This is a genomic window from Gardnerella sp. C0684A1 (assembly GCF_055326835.1).
The window spans coordinates 150,260-167,551 of record NZ_JBLTSX010000004.1 but is presented as its reverse complement, the minus strand read 5'-3'; the positions used below and the strand labels follow the sequence as shown (position 1 = coordinate 167,551).

16 protein-coding genes and 1 tRNA gene are annotated in these 17,292 nt (G+C 40.6%); 2 read left to right on the top strand and 15 right to left on the bottom strand.

The features are described 5' to 3' along the window. Positions 1-203: 203 nt before the first annotated feature. The 6 genes from era to ACNEUN_RS05065 all read right to left on the bottom strand — a co-directional run bounded on the left by era (position 204) and on the right by ACNEUN_RS05065 (position 5,997). On the bottom strand, positions 204-1,274 hold the full coding sequence (gene era, locus ACNEUN_RS05090; protein WP_463631296.1) for a GTPase Era: 1,071 nt from the start codon (positions 1,272-1,274) through the stop codon (positions 204-206). 139 nt (positions 1,275-1,413) lie between these two features. Next, positions 1,414-2,835: a hemolysin family protein gene (locus ACNEUN_RS05085; protein ID WP_427877081.1), complete on the bottom strand. Its 1,422-nt coding sequence runs from the start codon at positions 2,833-2,835 to the stop codon at positions 1,414-1,416. A 112-nt stretch (positions 2,836-2,947) separates the two neighbouring features. Beyond that, positions 2,948-3,514, bottom strand: coding sequence for an rRNA maturation RNase YbeY (ybeY, locus tag ACNEUN_RS05080; RefSeq protein ID WP_427877083.1), 567 nt, complete (start codon positions 3,512-3,514; stop codon positions 2,948-2,950). 2 nt (positions 3,515-3,516) lie between these two features. Continuing rightward, positions 3,517-4,743 carry a PhoH family protein gene (locus tag ACNEUN_RS05075; protein ID WP_427877085.1) on the bottom strand — a complete coding sequence of 409 codons (1,227 nt, stop codon included), beginning with the start codon at positions 4,741-4,743 and terminating at the stop codon, positions 3,517-3,519. 3 nt (positions 4,744-4,746) lie between these two features. Beyond that, positions 4,747-5,109, bottom strand: coding sequence for a histidine triad nucleotide-binding protein (locus ACNEUN_RS05070; protein WP_427877086.1), 363 nt, complete (start codon positions 5,107-5,109; stop codon positions 4,747-4,749). 90 nt (positions 5,110-5,199) lie between these two features. Further along, positions 5,200-5,997 carry a 16S rRNA (uracil(1498)-N(3))-methyltransferase gene (locus tag ACNEUN_RS05065; RefSeq protein WP_463631255.1) on the bottom strand — a complete coding sequence of 266 codons (798 nt, stop codon included), beginning with the start codon at positions 5,995-5,997 and terminating at the stop codon, positions 5,200-5,202. Between the two features lie 98 nt (positions 5,998-6,095). Here ACNEUN_RS05065 and ACNEUN_RS05060 point away from each other — a divergent pair, with 98 nt between their 5' ends. Beyond that, positions 6,096-7,289 carry a succinate dehydrogenase/fumarate reductase iron-sulfur subunit gene (locus ACNEUN_RS05060; protein WP_463631253.1) on the top strand — a complete coding sequence of 398 codons (1,194 nt, stop codon included), beginning with the start codon at positions 6,096-6,098 and terminating at the stop codon, positions 7,287-7,289. A gap of 10 nt (positions 7,290-7,299) precedes the next feature. Here the strand turns inward: ACNEUN_RS05060 and ACNEUN_RS05055 are convergent, their stop codons facing one another. The 5 genes from ACNEUN_RS05055 to ACNEUN_RS05035 form a co-directional block, all read right to left on the bottom strand. Further along, positions 7,300-8,151: an LOG family protein gene (locus tag ACNEUN_RS05055; protein ID WP_463631251.1), complete on the bottom strand. Its 852-nt coding sequence runs from the start codon at positions 8,149-8,151 to the stop codon at positions 7,300-7,302. A 34-nt stretch (positions 8,152-8,185) separates the two neighbouring features. Continuing rightward, entirely contained in the window at positions 8,186-9,445 is a 1,260-nt protein-coding gene (locus ACNEUN_RS05050) for a Na+/H+ antiporter NhaA (protein WP_427877094.1), read from the bottom strand. A 130-nt stretch (positions 9,446-9,575) separates the two neighbouring features. Then, positions 9,576-9,649 (bottom strand) — tRNA-Arg (locus ACNEUN_RS05045). 153 nt (positions 9,650-9,802) lie between these two features. Continuing rightward, positions 9,803-10,477 (bottom strand): ATP-dependent Clp protease proteolytic subunit, encoded by a 675-nt coding sequence (locus ACNEUN_RS05040; protein WP_427877096.1) that lies wholly within the window; start codon positions 10,475-10,477, stop codon positions 9,803-9,805. 5 nt (positions 10,478-10,482) lie between these two features. Then, entirely contained in the window at positions 10,483-11,094 is a 612-nt protein-coding gene (locus ACNEUN_RS05035; protein ID WP_427877097.1) for an ATP-dependent Clp protease proteolytic subunit, read from the bottom strand. Positions 11,095-11,311: 217 nt separating this feature from the next. On the opposite strand from ACNEUN_RS05035, the gene ACNEUN_RS05030 reads away from it, so the two are divergent. Further along, the gene (locus ACNEUN_RS05030; RefSeq protein ID WP_463631248.1) at positions 11,312-12,316 is read left to right on the top strand and encodes a hypothetical protein; all 1,005 of its coding nucleotides are present in this window, start codon (positions 11,312-11,314) and stop codon (positions 12,314-12,316) included. A gap of 97 nt (positions 12,317-12,413) precedes the next feature. Here ACNEUN_RS05030 and ACNEUN_RS05025 read toward each other — a convergent pair whose 3' ends face one another. The 4 genes from ACNEUN_RS05025 to ACNEUN_RS05010 all read right to left on the bottom strand — a co-directional run bounded on the left by ACNEUN_RS05025 (position 12,414) and on the right by ACNEUN_RS05010 (position 17,275). Then, positions 12,414-13,811 carry a chloride channel protein gene (locus ACNEUN_RS05025; protein WP_463631246.1) on the bottom strand — a complete coding sequence of 466 codons (1,398 nt, stop codon included), beginning with the start codon at positions 13,809-13,811 and terminating at the stop codon, positions 12,414-12,416. Positions 13,812-13,940: 129 nt separating this feature from the next. Continuing rightward, on the bottom strand, positions 13,941-15,293 hold the full coding sequence (tig, locus tag ACNEUN_RS05020) for a trigger factor (protein WP_427877102.1): 1,353 nt from the start codon (positions 15,291-15,293) through the stop codon (positions 13,941-13,943). Between the two features lie 52 nt (positions 15,294-15,345). Beyond that, a complete protein-coding gene (locus ACNEUN_RS05015) occupies positions 15,346-16,731 on the bottom strand; it encodes an HRDC domain-containing protein (RefSeq protein ID WP_463631294.1) in 1,386 nt (461 codons plus the stop codon). A 172-nt stretch (positions 16,732-16,903) separates the two neighbouring features. After that, the gene (locus ACNEUN_RS05010) at positions 16,904-17,275 is read right to left on the bottom strand and encodes a hypothetical protein (protein WP_463631244.1); all 372 of its coding nucleotides are present in this window, start codon (positions 17,273-17,275) and stop codon (positions 16,904-16,906) included. Positions 17,276-17,292 lie beyond the last annotated feature (17 nt).

The window sequence follows — 17,292 nt, the reverse complement described above, 5'->3', positions numbered from 1 at the left end:
TCAATGATGCAAATCTAACGGATTTGACCCAAAAAACGTCACAAATGCCTCATGAGTGAGACATATATAACGAAATTAGGTCAAAAAGCGTTACAAATGCCTCACCTCTGAGACATATATAACAAATCCAAGCCAAAGCATAAATACGTTGCACAACAATATTCGCCCGCACGAATCCGAGTTGCAATCTAACAGCGAATAGTCTAGAACCCCAAACGCTCAAGCTTCTTAGGGTCGCTCTGCCAGCCTTTTGCAACCTTCACATGCAATTCAAGCACAGCTTTTGTGCCAGTAATGCGATTTACCGCCGTGCGCAAACGCTTCTTTACACGCACTAAATGCTCCGCACGATGACCAATAATAATCGGCTTTTGCGAATCTCGCTCAACATAAACAGACACAAGCACATGCGCTTTATTGTCATCGTATTGAGTATCCTCGCCACCGCCCGGATACACAATATCGTCGACTACAACAGCTAACGAATGAGGCAACTCGTCGTCCAATTCTTCCAAAAACGCTCCGCGAATAAGCTCCGAAATCATGCTTTCTGGGCTTTCCTCGCTAAGCTGATCTTCCGGATACATTTGTGGACCTTCAGGCAAGTTTTGAATCAAAACATTCTTAACTTCGTCGACATTGTCGCGTTCCAACGCACTCACAGGCACAATATCCGTAAAATCAGCAAACTGCTGAATTTGAAGCAAATGCGCAACTAACTCGCTGCGGTTAAGCGTATCGATTTTCGTAACAATACCGATAAGCGGAACTTTCCAAGTCCAATTGCCCTTATCATCTTTTTTAGCAAAATCGGAACGAAGACGGCTTAGTATTCGCCTATCTCCAGGTCCTATCTCCTGGTCTGCTGGAAGCAAGAATGCAATCGCGTCAACATCTGCAAGCGACTCGTCAACAATATCGTTCAAACGCTGACCAAGAAGCGTACGCGGACGGTGAATACCAGGCGTATCAACCAACACCATTTGCGCATTATCGGTAGTAACAATTCCGCGAATTGCCTTACGCGTAGTTTCCGGACGAGAAGACGCAATAGCAATCTGCGTGCCAATAAGAGCATTCATAAGAGTTGATTTACCAACATTTGGCCTACCAACTACAGCTACGAAACCGGAACGATAACCGCGAAAATCCGGAGTATCAAGTTTAACTCGAGTCGAAGAATCCAAACCTTCAAAATCATCATCTTCAAAAGTATCGTCTTCACTAATATTATTTTCAGAATCTTCCAACTCATTAGGCATATTATTATCCATATCTGTAGTGTTATCCGTGATATTATCTGTAGTTTTATCGTTCATAACTGTAGTTTTATTACCAATCTGTAGTAAATTTTCACATAAATACTTAAGCGTTTACAACAAACGAAGCATTCAAGTAGCTCTTCTACTAAGTCTACTTCTCGCTACTGATTGCAGAAGTCTCAGCAGATTTTTCTTTCAAACCCTTAACTTCTTCGTCTCTTTCAACGAGAATTGTTGAGACTTTCTTGCGTCTTCCAGCAGAATCAACAGCAGTAAGTTTAAGTCCTCTAGTAACCGCACTAGATCCTACTATTGGCACATTTCCTAATAGCTTAGTTAATAGTCCGAAAACGGTATCAACATCGTCCTCGTCAATATGAACTTCAAAAATATTTTCCAACTCTGCAATAGGAGTTCGAGCTGGCATCTTCCACACGCCATCACTTACCTCTTCAGGATCTGCATGTTGAGTTCGATCATGCTCATCTTCCAACTCGCCTACAATCTGCTCAATAGCATCCTCAATCGTAACCAAACCTGCAATGCCACCATATTCGTCAACAACTACAGCCACATGCTGACGGATTCGCTGCATTTCGTGGAATAGATCATCTACGGGCTTAGACTCAGGAACCAACATTGGATCTCGTATAATAGTAGAAACTGCTCTACTGGAAGCTGCAGGATTAAATACTGTAGCACGAACAGCATCTTTAAGATAAGCTACACCTTTAAGATCATCAACAGAATCTCCTATTACAGGTACTCGAGAAAATCCTGAGCGAGAACACAATTTCAGAAAGTTTTCCAGCGTTTCGTCACTTTTTACGCAAATCATATCGGTTCGCGGAACCATTATTTCTCGCGTCAAAGTATCTGAAAGCGTAAGCACATTACGCATCATTTCCGAAACTTCAGGATCAAAATCGTTCGCTTCAACCAAACGATCAATACTAGCTTTTGCTTGATCTAACTGAATATCTTCCAAAGCTTCATCGTCTGAAGGTTCAGTACGCTTACGCTTCGTTGAATCATCCAAACTGCTTCCTATGCGCGCAAACGGACAAATTCTTATTGCAAAAACTACTATTCTAGAAAGTCTCATAAGTTTTGCAACAGGCTGCGCTGCACCTACGGAACGTGGACGCACGCATACGGATATAACTGCTACGAGTACAGAAACTAAAAGTCCAACAAGTAAAGTTAACCACAATGGTGATTCAAGAGTTGCAGCAATAGCAGCAACAGCAACACCATCAAGTACATTGCACACTATTCTTACGAAAGCGCACGCACCATAAGTTACGTAACGATCTGATATTAATTTTTTTACTCTATGAATTCTTGCGATTTTTCGCATTCTAACAATTGCGCTACTTTCAGCCTCGTTAGTTTGCGCTTCAATCATTAAATTATTAAGACTAGCTCTAGTAACTCTAGGTATTGCACCTTCAGCAGCTGCCATTGCTAGCGAAAGCCACACTAGTAGAACAGCAATCACAGCAAGAAAAGCTAATCCAACCCATACATGAGCAGATAATGTTGGAAAATTTAATCCAATTGCCGCACTCATAGTATTCATATTCACCGTAATTTTGCCTTCTTCAGTGTTGCCTTTACTTAAAATTTCTACTTAAAATTTCTACTTAAGATTTTTACTTAAGATTTTTACTTCCAGTATTTACTTACTTGTTTTTGCCAGTTGATTTATCTGACTTATACGATTCATCCTTATGCTCAGCATCGTATCTTTCAAGCTCGTTAACAGCATCTTGCGGAAGAGTTGCGTCACACAATTCGCCAGATCTTGCAGCAAAGAAAGTGAGCAACAACTGTCTTTGCAAACCAAACATTTGCTTTTCCTCATCTTGAGAAGTGTGATCATATCCAAGCAAATGCAATATGCCATGAATAGTGAGCAGCATCATTTCTTCAATAGTGCTGTGTCCAGCTGCGAGCGCCTGCTGTTCAGCAACCCACGGGCAAATTACTAAATCACCAAGCATTCCTTCTGAAACTTTTTCATCACTTCCAGGACTAAGTTCGTCCATTGGAAAACTCATTACGTCTGTTGGGCCTTCCAAATTCATCCAGCGCTCATGCAAGCAGGCTATAGGCTCTGGATCTACGAAAGTTATAGACAAATCAGATTGAGTACTGACCTTCATCTGTTGCATAACCCACATGCTTAAATCTGAGAAGATTTTAGGGTCTATGTTCCAAACGGTTTCGTTCATGACTTCAACGCTCATGATTATTCATTATTCCTCTCGTAAGAAGTTTCTTCATTAGCGCTTTCTTTAGAAATATTTTGAGCGAGAAAAGTATTTTCTGCTTTTGCTTGCTTTTTTCTCTCAATTTTTTTGCTTTCAATCAAAGCATCGTAACGCTCATATGCTTCTACAATTCTTCCAACCAAAGCGTGACGAACAACATCTTGAGCTTGCAAATGCACGAAAGCAATATCTTTTACATCGCCAAGAATTTTTTCGATAGAAACTAAACCGGAACGAGGCACAGCTAAATCAACCTGCGTACTGTCTCCTGTAATAACCATCGTTGTGTTAAAACCTAGTCGAGTAAGAAACATTTTTAACTGTTGAACTGTAGCATTCTGAGCTTCATCTAAAATCACAAAAGCATCATTTAGCGTTCTGCCTCGCATGTATGCAAGTGGAGCAACTTCAACAACGTTTTCATCTAAATATCTTTTAAGCTGAGACGATCCTAACATGTCAGAAAGTGCATCATAAAGTGGGCGCAAATACGGATCTACTTTATCGTTTAAAGTTCCTGGCAAGAATCCTAAGTTTTCTCCTGCCTCTACAGCAGGACGAGTGAGCACTATTCTACGAACTCTTCCATCTTCCAATGCTCTTACTGCTTTTGCCACTGCTAAATATGTTTTTCCAGTGCCTGCAGGACCTATTGCGAAAGTCACTACATGAGAGTCGATTTCGTGAACGTACTCAGTTTGACCAGCTGTTTTTGGCTTTACTGGCATGCCTCCAGCAAAAGTAATAACACCTTTACTCATGCGCGCTTTGCGATTAAGTACTTTTCTATTAGTTTCTTCGTCTGAAGCTAGCACGTCTTTACTTGCGTAAGAAAATTCATTACTTTCACTATATGCAAACGAACTGTCGAAAATTCCACCGCCGTGACCTATACTTGCGGCTCTAACGTTGTGTTCAGAATTGTGAAGCACATCTCGCTCAATCATTCTTTTCACTTCGTAAGCGTCCATAGGTTTATCATATGCAGCATCAACCATACGACGTATTGCATGCTCGGCTTTTGCAGCATCTTCCTCGATTTTTGCTGAACGTGACACTATTTTTACGCTTTTACCGCGAACAGTTATGTCTACTTCTGGAAAAGCATGTTCTACTTCTCTCAAACCAGCGTCTGCAGCACCAAGTACAGCAACTGAGCTTAGTTCATCAGGAATTTGAACAATTCGCGTTGTACTATTTGTCACGATTTACAAACTACCTTCTACGAGTTTTTCACCAGTAAGAACATGCGCATGAACGTGGAAAACGGTTTGACCTGCTCCTAAACCGGTATTAAAAACTAGGCGGTAATCTCCGTTAAAAGCATCGTCAGCAATATGCTGCGCAACTTGAGTAATATGAGCCAAAGTTTCAGGAGCTTTACTAGCAAGTTCTGCAACGTTCTTATAGTGATTTCTTGGAACGATAAGAACATGCACTTTAGCTTGAGGATTAATATCATTAAACGCAACTACAGTATCGTCTTCATACACGCGGCTGCTTGGGATTTCGCCCGCGATAATCTTACAAAAAATGCAATCAGCTTCCGTATGGTATGTTGTATTACTCATTTTCTCCCCTTATAACACGGTTCATACTTAAATGCTCTTCGTTTAACACAAATCGCACTTCCTGTACTATTTTACACAAAACTGCGTCTTTTATTCGTAACGTCCTAACGCTCTAGAAAGTAGTGAAATAGCTACAGGACCTGCTGTTGAGGCTCGTAAAATATTACTTCCAAGTACACAACTGTGCGCACCAGCGTCTAAGAACATAGAAACTTCATCCTCGCTTATGCCTCCTTCAGGGCCAACTAAAACGTACACTGTACGCTCTTTGCCGTCATCAAGACAACGCTCAGTAAGCGCATTTACTGATTCCTCAATACTATTCCAAGTGTCTGTAGCATCTTGATGAAGAACTACAACAAGATTTCCATAAACGCATGCTCTTCTGCATATAGCAACAATCTGCTTACTAGACATGCAATCTTGTAGCTCTGGCACAAAAGCTCGGCGAGACTGTTCTGTAGCAGCCTGTAAAACCTGCTTCCAACGTTTATCTGTACGACCTGCTTTCCACTTTGCTATTGACCTATCTGCACACCATGGGATTACTTCGTCAACACCGATTTGCGTAGCCATGTCTATAGCTTGCTCGTCGTGACCTGTTTTTGCTAAAGCTTGTACTAAAGCAATTCTAGTTTTTGTGCGAGCTTGTCGAGTAAAAGCATCTACTTTTACTAAACCATTTTCTGTATCTGTTACAGTTGCGTGAATACGCAAACCATTTCCGTCTGAAAGCTGTAAAGTGTCGCCTTCTTGCAATCTCATCGCGCCAATAGCGTGACGCTTAACATGAGGCGGAAGAGTTAAAGTCCAACCCTCTTCAATCCCTTCAGCAAGCACTGGAGCATTATCACAGTCAGTATTCAGTAGGAATAAAGCATCAGTCATAGTATTTAGACTAACCTGAGGAGCCGCCAATAAGCTTATTAGCTCTCTGTGCAACTCTTGTGGCAAACTATAAAAGTGTATACGGAAGGAATAATGGTATGAGTTTTAATTTAGACGGCAGCAATTCGCATCAAAATAGTGATGCGGATACTATCGTCACATTGCGCATATCTCGATTTTCTCCCGTAGACAGTTTAGATATTCCTACTTCAGATGCTACAGACAACACAAGTAGTTGCAATTCTGAAGAGTCAACCACCGGTCTTATTAGACGTACTCACACTAGTCCTTTTGCTAAAAAATCTTCCTCCCCTTTTAGAGACAGAAAATCTCGCAGTAATCCTTTTGGTAAGTTAGATAAGAAAAACGAGGATAGTTGCGAAGAAAGTAGTGAGGAAAACGAAAAAAATTCACAAGCTACTGACACAGCAGACACTTCTAATTTTAAAACTCAAAAAATGCCTGGAAAGCATTGGGTACAAGATTACACTATGTCTGTTAAAACAACTGACACAATTTTAGACTGCTTACTTACTATTAAACGAACAGTCGATCCTACTCTAGCTTTCCGATACTCTTGCGGTCACGGAGTATGCGGTTCAGATGCGGCTAATGTTAACGGAATGCCAACTTTACTTTGTAGTGCTACTGTTGGAGCGAACGCAAGACACAAAAGTGAGTCTGGTATTAAATCTAGAGGATTTAGAAAAACTGGCTCAATGCCGTTATCTGAAAGAAAAATTTTACAGAACGTAAATTCGCAAATTTCGCAAGATTCGCAAGATTGTTCAGACGATGGCAATAATCTTGGTATTATTGAAATTTCTCCACTTTCTGGGTTTGCTGTTCAGCGAGATCTTATATGTGATATTTCTCCTATGATCTCGCAAATAAAACGCTTAGAACCGTACTTAAAAGCTGCTGAAATTCCTACACGAAACTCTGATGGAAAACTCACTTTACTTGAGTTTTTGCAAAATCCTGAACAGCTTCAAAAATTTGAGCTTTTAAGCAACTGCATAATGTGCGGAGCGTGTGAAGCTATTTGTCCAATTTACGCTGGCGGAGAAGCTTTTATTGGTCCTGCTGCTTTGATTAACGCTGCTCGTTTTATTTACGACTCTCGCGACACTGCAACAAATCATAGATTAGATTTAATAGACAGCAGCGATGGCATTAGTGCCTGCCAGTCTGTAAGAGCATGTTCGAGACAGTGTCCTCGAGGAATAGACATTGGAGAGGAAATTTGGCAGCTCACAACGCTTATAAACGAGCGTAAAAGCAGAAATTAATATTCTCTGCTCAACTTCCGGACACAATCCGTACTGCTTCTATAGGATCGTCAGTTATAGCAAACAAATTAGGATCGATTGAAGAAATCATTCCTCGCACAGTTACAGTATTTTGCAACCAGTCAACAAGACCCTTCCAGTATTCAGTGCCGAAAAGAACAACAGGAATGCGCGAAACTTTATGAGTTTGTACAAGCGTTAGCGCTTCAAACATTTCGTCCATTGTTCCAAAACCGCCTGGGCATACAATAATTCCACAAGAATACTTCATGAACATTGTTTTTCTTACGAAGAAATAGCGGAACTGCATTCCGAGATTAACCCACTTATTTAATCCCTGCTCTTTAGGAAGCTCAATACCAAGACCAACTGAAGTTCCACCAGACTCAGCAGCACCACGGTTAGCAGCTTCCATAATTCCAGGCCCTCCGCCTGTAATAACAGCAAAACCACGCTTAACAAGTTCTGAACCCATAATTCGTGCATCAGAATACTCTTTATCTTCGCTTTTAATTCTCGCAGATCCAAACACGCTAACTGCTGGTCCTAATTTTGCAAGAGCATCAAAACCGTCAACAAATTCTGCTTGAATACGCAATGTTCTCCACGCGTCAGAACTGCGCCACGCATCACAATTACATGCTTTAGAATGATTATCTGAAGTATCTTCTAAATCGTGTTTACCATGCGAAAGTAGATTTTCTGTAGTACTTTTCTTAGGTATCATAGAGCCTCTCATCATTACAGGCCCCTGATAATAAACATTCGTATAATATGCGTCGTTTATTTGTGAAGAATTTAGAACATCGTATTTATTAACAAAATCTTCATTAAATTCTTCCGATTTACTTTTTTCGCACATTATTTTCCTCACCTAAAATAGTTACAAGGTATTATTAATCCTCATCATCGTCAAGCTCTTCTTCCATGTGTCGAGATTGACGAGCAAGCATAAAACCTGAAACTCCAGCAGCAACAATAGATGCTACTAATACTCCAAAACGAGCTTCAGCAGACAGATCCGCGTCACTATATGCAAGAGATGCGATTAGCAAAGATACAGTAAAGCCGATTCCGCAAGCGCACGCAGTTGGCAGAAGATCTCTAACTCTCAGATCGTCAGGAACTTTAAGCCCAAGAATACGTTTAGAAAACCATGCTGTAATCATAATTCCAAGCGGCTTACCTATAACTAAAGCTATTGTAATTGCGATCAAAATTGGAGACAGGAATAATTCCCAAGTAAGCGTTTCGAAATGTACTCCTGTAGCAAATAACGCAAAAATAGGTAGTGCCACTAAAGCAGAAATAGGCTGAATTTTCTCACGATATCGTTCAGCGCGCAAACTCTTCTCACCATGCACTAAATGAGCAGGCGTAAGAAGACCTACCATCACTCCAGCTAAAGTCGGATGCAAACCAGCCTCATACATCATCACCCAAGCCATAATTCCGACTAAAGCAACAAGCAACCACGGAACTTTTTTCAAACGAACTAAAGTAGTCCAAACAAGTCCGCAAATAATTACTCCAGCAAACCAATACCATGCGTTTAGTGACGAGAAAAGAACAGCTATAAGAGCAATTCCAAGCAAATCATCGACGGTAGCAAGAGTCATCAAAAATGCTCGCAAAGCGTGCGGCAAAGTTTTAGCAAACAAAGCAAGCACAGCGAGAGAGAAAGCAATATCTGTTGCTGTAGGAACAGCCCAACCGTCACGAACCATGCTTAAGGATGGAAGAGCTCCTGAAGTAAGACGCATAATCTCCTGTCCTGCGTGAAGCTCAGAAAACACGGTAACAGTGGCAATAAAAAGAATAGGAGGAACAATCATTCCACCAACTGCGCAAATCATTGGCATTGCAGCAGCGCGAGGATCGGAAAGAGAACCAGCAATAAGCTCATGCTTTAAGTCCAAGCCAACTGAAAGGAAGAAAACAGTTAAAACACCATCTTGAACCCAATGACCAATCGACATGTGGATATTAGTCCAAGGAATACCTAGTTGAGTATGAGATACTGCTTCGAAAATTGGCGCAGTTAAAGGAATATTCGCGAGAAGTAAACCAGTTAACGCGAAACCTAACATTATAAGGCCAGATACACGCTCATTATTAGCAATTTTTCGCGCAATACTCCAACCGCGTTTTATCATTTCGAAATTATTCCCCTCTACCCTGGAAAAACTAACTTTATATTTTTAGTATAGCTGAGAGGTATAAACTGAGCGAGTTAGGAATATGAGAATAAAAAAATCGCGGCACAAACGCACCGCGATTAATTTGTGCGCCAGACAGGATTCGAACCTGCAACCTTCTGATCCGTAGTCAGATGCTCTAATCCGTTGGGCTACTGGCGCATGTTTTCCGACTCCAAGGAACTTGTCCTTGTTTTCGGCAACTTGACTAATATACAACCATATCAAGTAAAACACAAACCCCGGCGTGTCGACCGGGGTTTGCTTAATATTAACGCATTTTACAAAAATATTTTGTAATAAAGTTGATTACTTCTATGAGCGATGCTCAAGAACTTCATCTACCATTCCGTAATCTTTTGCTTGAGTAGCAGTCAAAATAGTATCTACTTCAATATCTTTACGAATACGTTCAATATCTTGACCTGTGTGCTTTGCAAGAGTTGCTTCTAACCATTCGCGCAAACGAAGCATTTCTTTTGCTTGAAGCTCAATTTCTGTTGCTTTACCAAAATCTTGACCCATAGCAGGTTGATGTATTAGAACACGAGCGTTTGGAAGAATCATACGCTTACCAGCAGCACCAGATGCCAACAAAATTGCAGCAGCTGAAGCAGCTTGACCAAGACATACGGTTTGAACATCAGGCTTAATATACTGCATTGTGTCGTAAATTGCAGTCATAGCAGTCATGGAACCACCAGGAGAATTAATGTACATCATTACATCTCTGCTAGGATCCATGCTTTCTAACACAAGCAACTGAGCCATAATGTCATCAGCGGAAGTGTCGTCAACTTGCACGCCCATGAAAATAATACGATCTTCAAAAAGTTTGGTATAAGGATCTTGCGTTTTCATACCATACGGAGTTTGTTCACCAAACTGTGGCAAAACGTAACGATTAGTAATACGCTGAGCTGCACTAACCCCACCAAAACCAGCGAGACGCTCAGCACGATTAACAAACTTTGCTTCTTCACTTGCCATAAATCTCACTCCTCGCCGCGCATAGAAGCAGGGGTTGTTACGATTTTATCTACAAAACCATATTCCAAAGCCTGCTTAGCTGTAAACCAGTGATCGTATTCATTATCACGGTAAATCTCTTCCACAGTATGCCCAGTTTGCTGTGCAGTAAGCTCTGCCAAAGTCTTTTTCATGTCCATGATCAACTCGGCGTTAATGCGAACATCTGTAGCAGTTCCACCAACACCACCTGAAGGCTGATGCATAAGCACGCGAGCATGTGAAGTAATAAAACGCTTTCCTGGCGTTCCAGAACTAAGAAGGAACTGACCCATAGAAGCAGCCATACCTACAGCAATAGTTGCAACATCAGGCTCAATAAGCTGCATAGTGTCGTAAATTGCCATTCCTGCAGTAATAGAGCCACCTGGCGAATTAATATAAAGCCAAATATCCTTCTTAGGATCTTCTGCAGCAAGTTTTAGCATTTGAGCGCAAATAATATTTGCATTCTCATCTCTAACCTCAGAACCCAACCATATGATTCGACTCTTCAACAGCTGGTGAAAAATCGGATCCGTCGGGGATGCTACCTCATCCTGTTGCATAACAGGAGAAGCTGTAAACAGTTCGGTCACATTATCTCCTTACCATAAACTCAAGTATTTATAAGACTATCGTGTGCGCGTGACTGTATAGAAAATATCGTAAGTATTAAATAAGCGCAATGTTTTACAACAAATTTCTACATTCTGATTTATTTTAATCACATCTATTTTGTTACTTAATATTTTGCACTAGTATTCAATATTTAGTATATTTTTAGTGAATGTAAATTCATGTAGAGGAGTGGTCATGGACTCTAATCAATTGCCAAACAACAATTACTCGCCTGACGATGCGCAAAATAATGGGTACCAGCCAGACAATAACTACCAACCTAGCAATGGCTACCAAAACAATGGGTACCAGCAGGATAACGGATATCAACAGAACAACGGAAGCTATCAGCCAACCAACTATCAAAATGACGGCTATCAGCCAGTCAATAACTATCAACCAACAAACGACTACCAAAACAACAATTACCAGCCAACCAACAACTATCAGTCTGGCAACGGTTACCAAAACAACGGGTATCAAAACAACGGGTATCAACCAAATAACAGCTACCAGCCAACCAATGGCGGCTATCAGCCAACCAACTATCAAAATAACGGTTACCAGCCAACCAACAACTATCAGCCTAGCAACGGTTACCAAAACAACGGTTACCAGCCAGCCAATACCTATCAGCCAAACAGTTATCAACCAAGCTCATACCAGCCAAGCTCATATCAGAATACTCAGCAGCCTACAAACGCTTTTTCAAATGCTGCGAATGTAGTCACTAACACTACTAGAAATATTTGGATTATTATTTCAGTGGTGGTAGTTGTTGCAGTAGCAGCCTTCGGCGGTTACAAAGTAATGACTAATCGTTCTACACCTTCTACACCACATTACAATTGCTCTGCAGAAAGAAACGCAAACATTGAAGAGTACGTGCATTGCCACCCGGCAAAAATTGAAAAATTCAAAAATGAACTAGAAAATAGCGGCTCACCGTTCAATGTAACATTTGATGCTAAAGGTGATAATCTAAATATAACCGCAAAATCCAAAGAGCACATGTCTGAATTCCAAGTTGCAGCAATAAGAACGGGAATACAATCAGCAAGTGAAAGTTCCTTAGGTTTCATGTCAGAATCAGCAGCTAGTGACGTTAAGAGTAAAGTAATTGCTCCAGTACACTTAATCTTCACATTTTTAAATGATGATGGTTCTGCTATTACAAGTAGAGATTTCACTATTAATTAGCGATCATACTAACATATAGTAAATGCGCCTTTGCTTACTCAAAACAAAGCAGAGGCGCATTATTATTAGCAGATAAATTTCTCTACTAAAGAAAATATTATTTGCGACTAAAAATTGTGGGCAGCATCGTTACACTTCGCGAAACAGCACAAGAAACAGTCATCGGAATAATCATAATAAGCGGAACATTCACTAATTGCGCTACCAAAAAAAGAGCAAACCATAAAGATTTTCGACTTGCAGTCAGTAAACTAGCGGCACCAAAAATAGCAGCAATTACCAATATTTTAGGCTGACTTGATAATATGCTACCGATCAGCGGAAATTTCATACTTAAAACGCCCACAATCAAACCAAAACTAGCACCCGATGACATACTAGGCTGAAGCACACCACCACTTGCTCCAGCTCGTAGAGTACAACTTGTTAAAAGAATTTTTACAAAAGCAAGCAGCGTCAAAGTTATAAGCACACTCTTGTCAATCGAAATATTATTTCTCGCAGCATTATAAGCGTACTGTGCTAAAGCGCGACCGTTACCCATAATTGCTGAATTCCACGCCGCTATTAATCCTGTTGTAAAACCAACTATTGGCAAAAGATACAAAATTTTGTAATTATGCGCACTATTGGAACGCGCCCAACGAATTAACTTATTAAAAAAAGTTCCTACAATGCCACAAATAAAACCAACAATAATTGCAAGAAACATTACCGGCATATTAATAACATCAATATCATCAAGACATGGAAGACAATAGTATGATTCATTTCCAAGAGCCAAAACGCTAGTGAAGGAAGCAATTTCACTCATAAATAATGCAATAACAAAAATACTAAATTTTTGTATAAGCCAATACCATTTCGAACGTTTCAATGATGATTGTGATTCATGTGCAAAGCGTGGAATTTGAACCAAACCTAATGCCATAATCGCACCTGCAATTGGCGAGCGATAAACTCCTGCTAAACCAGCTCCAGCAGCACTTGCTACCAAAATGCAAGATTGAAATTCATTAATACGAAACGCACGAAGCAATTTCTGAGTAAGCATTGCTGCTAATTCGCGAGGAGCAACTTCCCTACCTAAACTTGCCCCAGAAGAAACAATAAGAATTTGCAAGAATACATGGATAATTGTTGTATGCCATGACATTATTCGACCACGAACAGCATGAGCTATATCAACAATACGATTCGAAGATTTTCCCCATAACCACATCCATATACTAGCAGCAATAATCATAGCTATTAGTGGAATAGAAACATAGTGAAATATTGATAATCCAACTGGCGAAGGCTTCAAAGCAGATTCATAAGTTCCAAAAGCTACACTCTGTATAAAATGCAGCAATAACGTTAATATTACTGCACAAAAACCAGCGACAACTGCAGAAAGAAAAGCAAGAAAACCTAATCGCAAACATTGCACAAAATAGTACAAACACTTACTAGGTTGTTTACCGCTTACTACTTGCAAATTGTGCTTTTTCATTAGCAGCAGCCTTCCTTATTGTATTTGCTTTTATATTTCTACTTAAAGCATAACAATAAAACGCAAGAAACCCAGAGCATAAGCCCTGGGTTTCTTACAAACAAATATTAGAAAGTATTAAAACTTATCTTACTTTGAAAGTTCGTCTGCGACTTCAGCAGCCTTAGTAGCAGCCTTCACGCTTTCTTCTTCAGAATCATCCTCTTCAGTTAAGAAAGCGCTCAAGTCGATGGTTTCGCCGCCAGCAACAAACTTTACTGCACGCATACCAGCGATTAAGCCCTTAGAACGAGCTACTTCCTGAACTGCAGAACCAAGCTGTCCATTGTTCACAATTGCGTTAATAAACTGGCTTGGATCCATGCCGTACTGCTGAGCTACAGAAACAAGGAAGTTAGAAACGTCGGAATGAGAAACTTCAACATCCAACTGCTCAGCTAAAGCATCGAGAACCATCTGGTCACGAATTTCCTTTTCAGCAGCTTTTGCAGCCTCTTCCTTCTGCTCGTCAGTGGCCTTTTCTGGATCTGGAGTCATGCCCTTCAAGTGTTCAGCAACAGCCTTCTCCATAACGCCCTTTGGTACAGGAATTTCAACTTCTTCCTGAATCTTTGCAATAAAAGCATCGCGAGCAATAGTAGCCTGACGACCTTCATTGGACTGTTCGCAAATCTTACGAACATCAGCCTTAAGCTCATCCAAAGTATCAAACTCAGAAGCTTCCTGAGCGAAGTCATCATTAAGCTCTGGCAATTCCTTAGCCTTTACGGAATTAACCTTTACCTTAACCTGAGCCTTCTCACCCTTATGCTTTCCAGCTTCCAAAGTTCCTTCGAAAGTTGTTTCTTCGCCGGCAGAAAGACCATCCAAAGCCTCATCCAAACCGTCAAGCATGGTGTTAGAGCCAAGCTCGTAGCTCACACCTTCCTGGGAATCGACAACTTCATCATCGATGCGAGCTTCCAAATCAATATTGGCAAAATCGCCATTCTTAGCAGGACGATCAACACCAACAAGCGTGCTGAAACGCTGACGCAAAGCTTCAAGTCTGGCATCAACATCAGCATCGGTTACTTCTGGCTTCTCAACCTCAATCTCAACGCCCTTGAACTTGTTGAGCTTAAACTCTGGACGACGCTCAACAGTTGCAACAAACTTGAGCTTAATTTCATCTTCTGCAGATTCTGGAACTTCCTGAACATCAAATTCTGGCTGATCCATTGGGCGAATCTTCTTCTCTTCCAAAGCCTTAGAATAAAGCTCTGGTACAGCAGAATTCAAAGCTTCTCCGGCAACAGCACCGAAGCCAACTCGCCTATCTACAACTTTTGCTGGCACATGTCCCTTACGGAAACCTGGGACATTAATCTGCTTCGCAATCTCTTTACGAGCCTCGTCTAAGAATGGCTCAAAATCTTCGAGATCTGCGGTAATGGTGAGCTTAACTTTAGTTGGCTCAAGATTCCTGACGCTGATTTTCACGCTTCATGCTCCTGAAATTACGTTTTCTAGCTTCTGCCATATGGCACAACCGTTACATGATAGCGCGAGTTACGGACTCAGTTATCAATCGAGTTTGCCATTCGCGAGCGCCTTGCTCACTTAAGAATGTTTGAACATCAATATGTTGCACATCATCATGCCAGCAAAGATTACGAATAATCTGCGGTTTTATGATGATTTCTGCAGGAGTATGAGTGTCTTCAGAAATTTGATTTAGTGTGTCTTTTACTCTCTGTAAGCATTCGTAACGTTTAGGGTGATGTTCTTTCCAATATTTCATAGATCTAGGAGCACTCTGCTTATCTAAAACATCTTGATCTTGATTACTCTGGTCAGAGCTAATTTGCTCATAGCCATTTTGATCATGAAAATACGTATGAGAAATATCACTATCTTCGTCTGAACTATTATCTTCTTTGATTACCATAGCATTTTCGCCTTTTTTTGCTTTTGCTATAGCATCTTCAATAACACGTTTCCAAGTTGTCGGTCGAATTTTGCGCTGAATTGGAGCGTAACGTTCGAACATTTTATCTTGTTCTCCGCCCGTATGTACGCGTACTCTTTCGTTTAATATTCGTATAGATCTGAAAGATTTTGTATTACCAGGCTTGCGTTTTCCTGCTTCTATAATTGCAGCATCTGAAAGCAAAAGTGTTGGAGCAATATCGTACTTTTTTGCTAATTTGTCTCTTTCTTCCCATAATGATTTTGCAATCACTAACCCAACTCTATCGTGCATAAGTACGCTAATATGCGATATTCTAAGCCATGGTCGTGGGTGTGGAGCTTTCTTTTGTGCTCCTTGTTTCAATAAGTGAGCAAATTCTTCTTCGGCCCATAAAAGTTTTCCTTGTGCGCGTAATTCTGCACGCATCACTTCTTCTAATTCAATTAGCAATTCAACGTCTAAAGCAGCGTAATTTCGCCAATCTCTAGGAAGTGGACGGTAAGACCAGTCTGCTGCAGAATGTTCTTTTGCAAGAGTCAATCCTAAATAATATTCTGTTACTGAGCTTAAACCGAAGCGCTTTCTGCCAAGTAATTTAGCTGCAATCTCAGTATCAAATAAAGCTTTTGGCTGTAAACCAATATCGAAAAATCCTGGCAAATCTTGTATAGAGTCGTGAATAATCCAAGGAGCATCCCCTACAGCTTCGTTAAATTCATGCCAGTCAACACCAAGTTTTCCTAATGCTATTGGATCTAGCAATCCAATTCCTGCACCTTTGCGTTTGAATTGAATAAGCCAATCTTCGTGACCATATCTAAAACCGGATGCTCTCTCAGCGTCTGCAGCCAAAGGCCCGGAGCCGGCTGCCAACAGACTACAATAATCTTTATATGCTTCAAGCGTATCAATAACTTCTGGAACTCCTTCTCGTGGCTCTTTTAAGAGCTTTGGTTCCTCGTTCAAGAATGCCTCCTGATTGTACGCTTTAGCCAAATTCTTGCATCTTATTCTACAGTTTTCTGCAGAATATTCTGTAGAAAATTCTGTAGAAAATATTTAAGCCGCGTTAGAAGCTTTTAAGCTTTAACACGGCTTCAACTTTCGCACACAACTACGACTAATCAAAAATAAATAATCAATCTGTTTTATTGTTTGCTATTTCGTCAGTTATGCGCTTAACAAGTTTAGTTTTAAGGAATCTAGTAAGAGTAAACGCAACCACCGAAACCAAAATCGTTGGGATAACGTAGAGGGTATGTAAACCTAAATCTCTTATTGGGAAAGTGGCAAGTTCTGTAGCAATGGTTATAGCAATAGATATTATTGGCACTTCAATAAGAAGTTTCTCATCGAAAGCTGCAACGATATTGGTCGGCAGCAAGATTATAGGCAAAACAATTAAAATAATAATTGCTGTGCCAAAGCCAAACTGATCGTTACACCGTGCAAAAATAGCTAACGCTAATGCGAAAGCTAATGCAATCCAACAACCTATTCTGCGCTTCATTGCGTATCCTTTCTCTA

Coding starts and splice junctions, on each gene's coding strand:
- ACNEUN_RS05040 (WP_427877096.1), bottom strand. CDS start 10,477: ATGGCAAGTGAAGAAGCAAAGTTTGTTAATCGTGCTGAGCGTCTCGCT.
- ACNEUN_RS05055 (WP_463631251.1), bottom strand. CDS start 8,151: ATGTGCGAAAAAAGTAAATCGGAAGAATTTAATGAAGATTTTGTTAAT.
- ACNEUN_RS05010 (WP_463631244.1), bottom strand. CDS start 17,275: ATGAAGCGCAGAATAGGTTGTTGGATTGCATTAGCTTTCGCATTAGCG.
- ACNEUN_RS05085 (WP_427877081.1), bottom strand. CDS start 2,835: ATGAGTGCGGCAATTGGATTAAATTTTCCAACATTATCTGCTCATGTA.
- ybeY (WP_427877083.1), bottom strand. CDS start 3,514: ATGAGCGTTGAAGTCATGAACGAAACCGTTTGGAACATAGACCCTAAA.
- era (WP_463631296.1), bottom strand. CDS start 1,274: ATGGATAATAATATGCCTAATGAGTTGGAAGATTCTGAAAATAATATT.
- ACNEUN_RS05070 (WP_427877086.1), bottom strand. CDS start 5,109: ATGAGTAATACAACATACCATACGGAAGCTGATTGCATTTTTTGTAAG.
- ACNEUN_RS05025 (WP_463631246.1), bottom strand. CDS start 13,811: ATGAAAAAGCACAATTTGCAAGTAGTAAGCGGTAAACAACCTAGTAAG.
- ACNEUN_RS05065 (WP_463631255.1), bottom strand. CDS start 5,997: ATGACTGATGCTTTATTCCTACTGAATACTGACTGTGATAATGCTCCA.
- ACNEUN_RS05030 (WP_463631248.1), top strand. CDS start 11,312: ATGGACTCTAATCAATTGCCAAACAACAATTACTCGCCTGACGATGCG.
- ACNEUN_RS05050 (WP_427877094.1), bottom strand. CDS start 9,445: ATGATAAAACGCGGTTGGAGTATTGCGCGAAAAATTGCTAATAATGAG.
- ACNEUN_RS05060 (WP_463631253.1), top strand. CDS start 6,096: ATGAGTTTTAATTTAGACGGCAGCAATTCGCATCAAAATAGTGATGCG.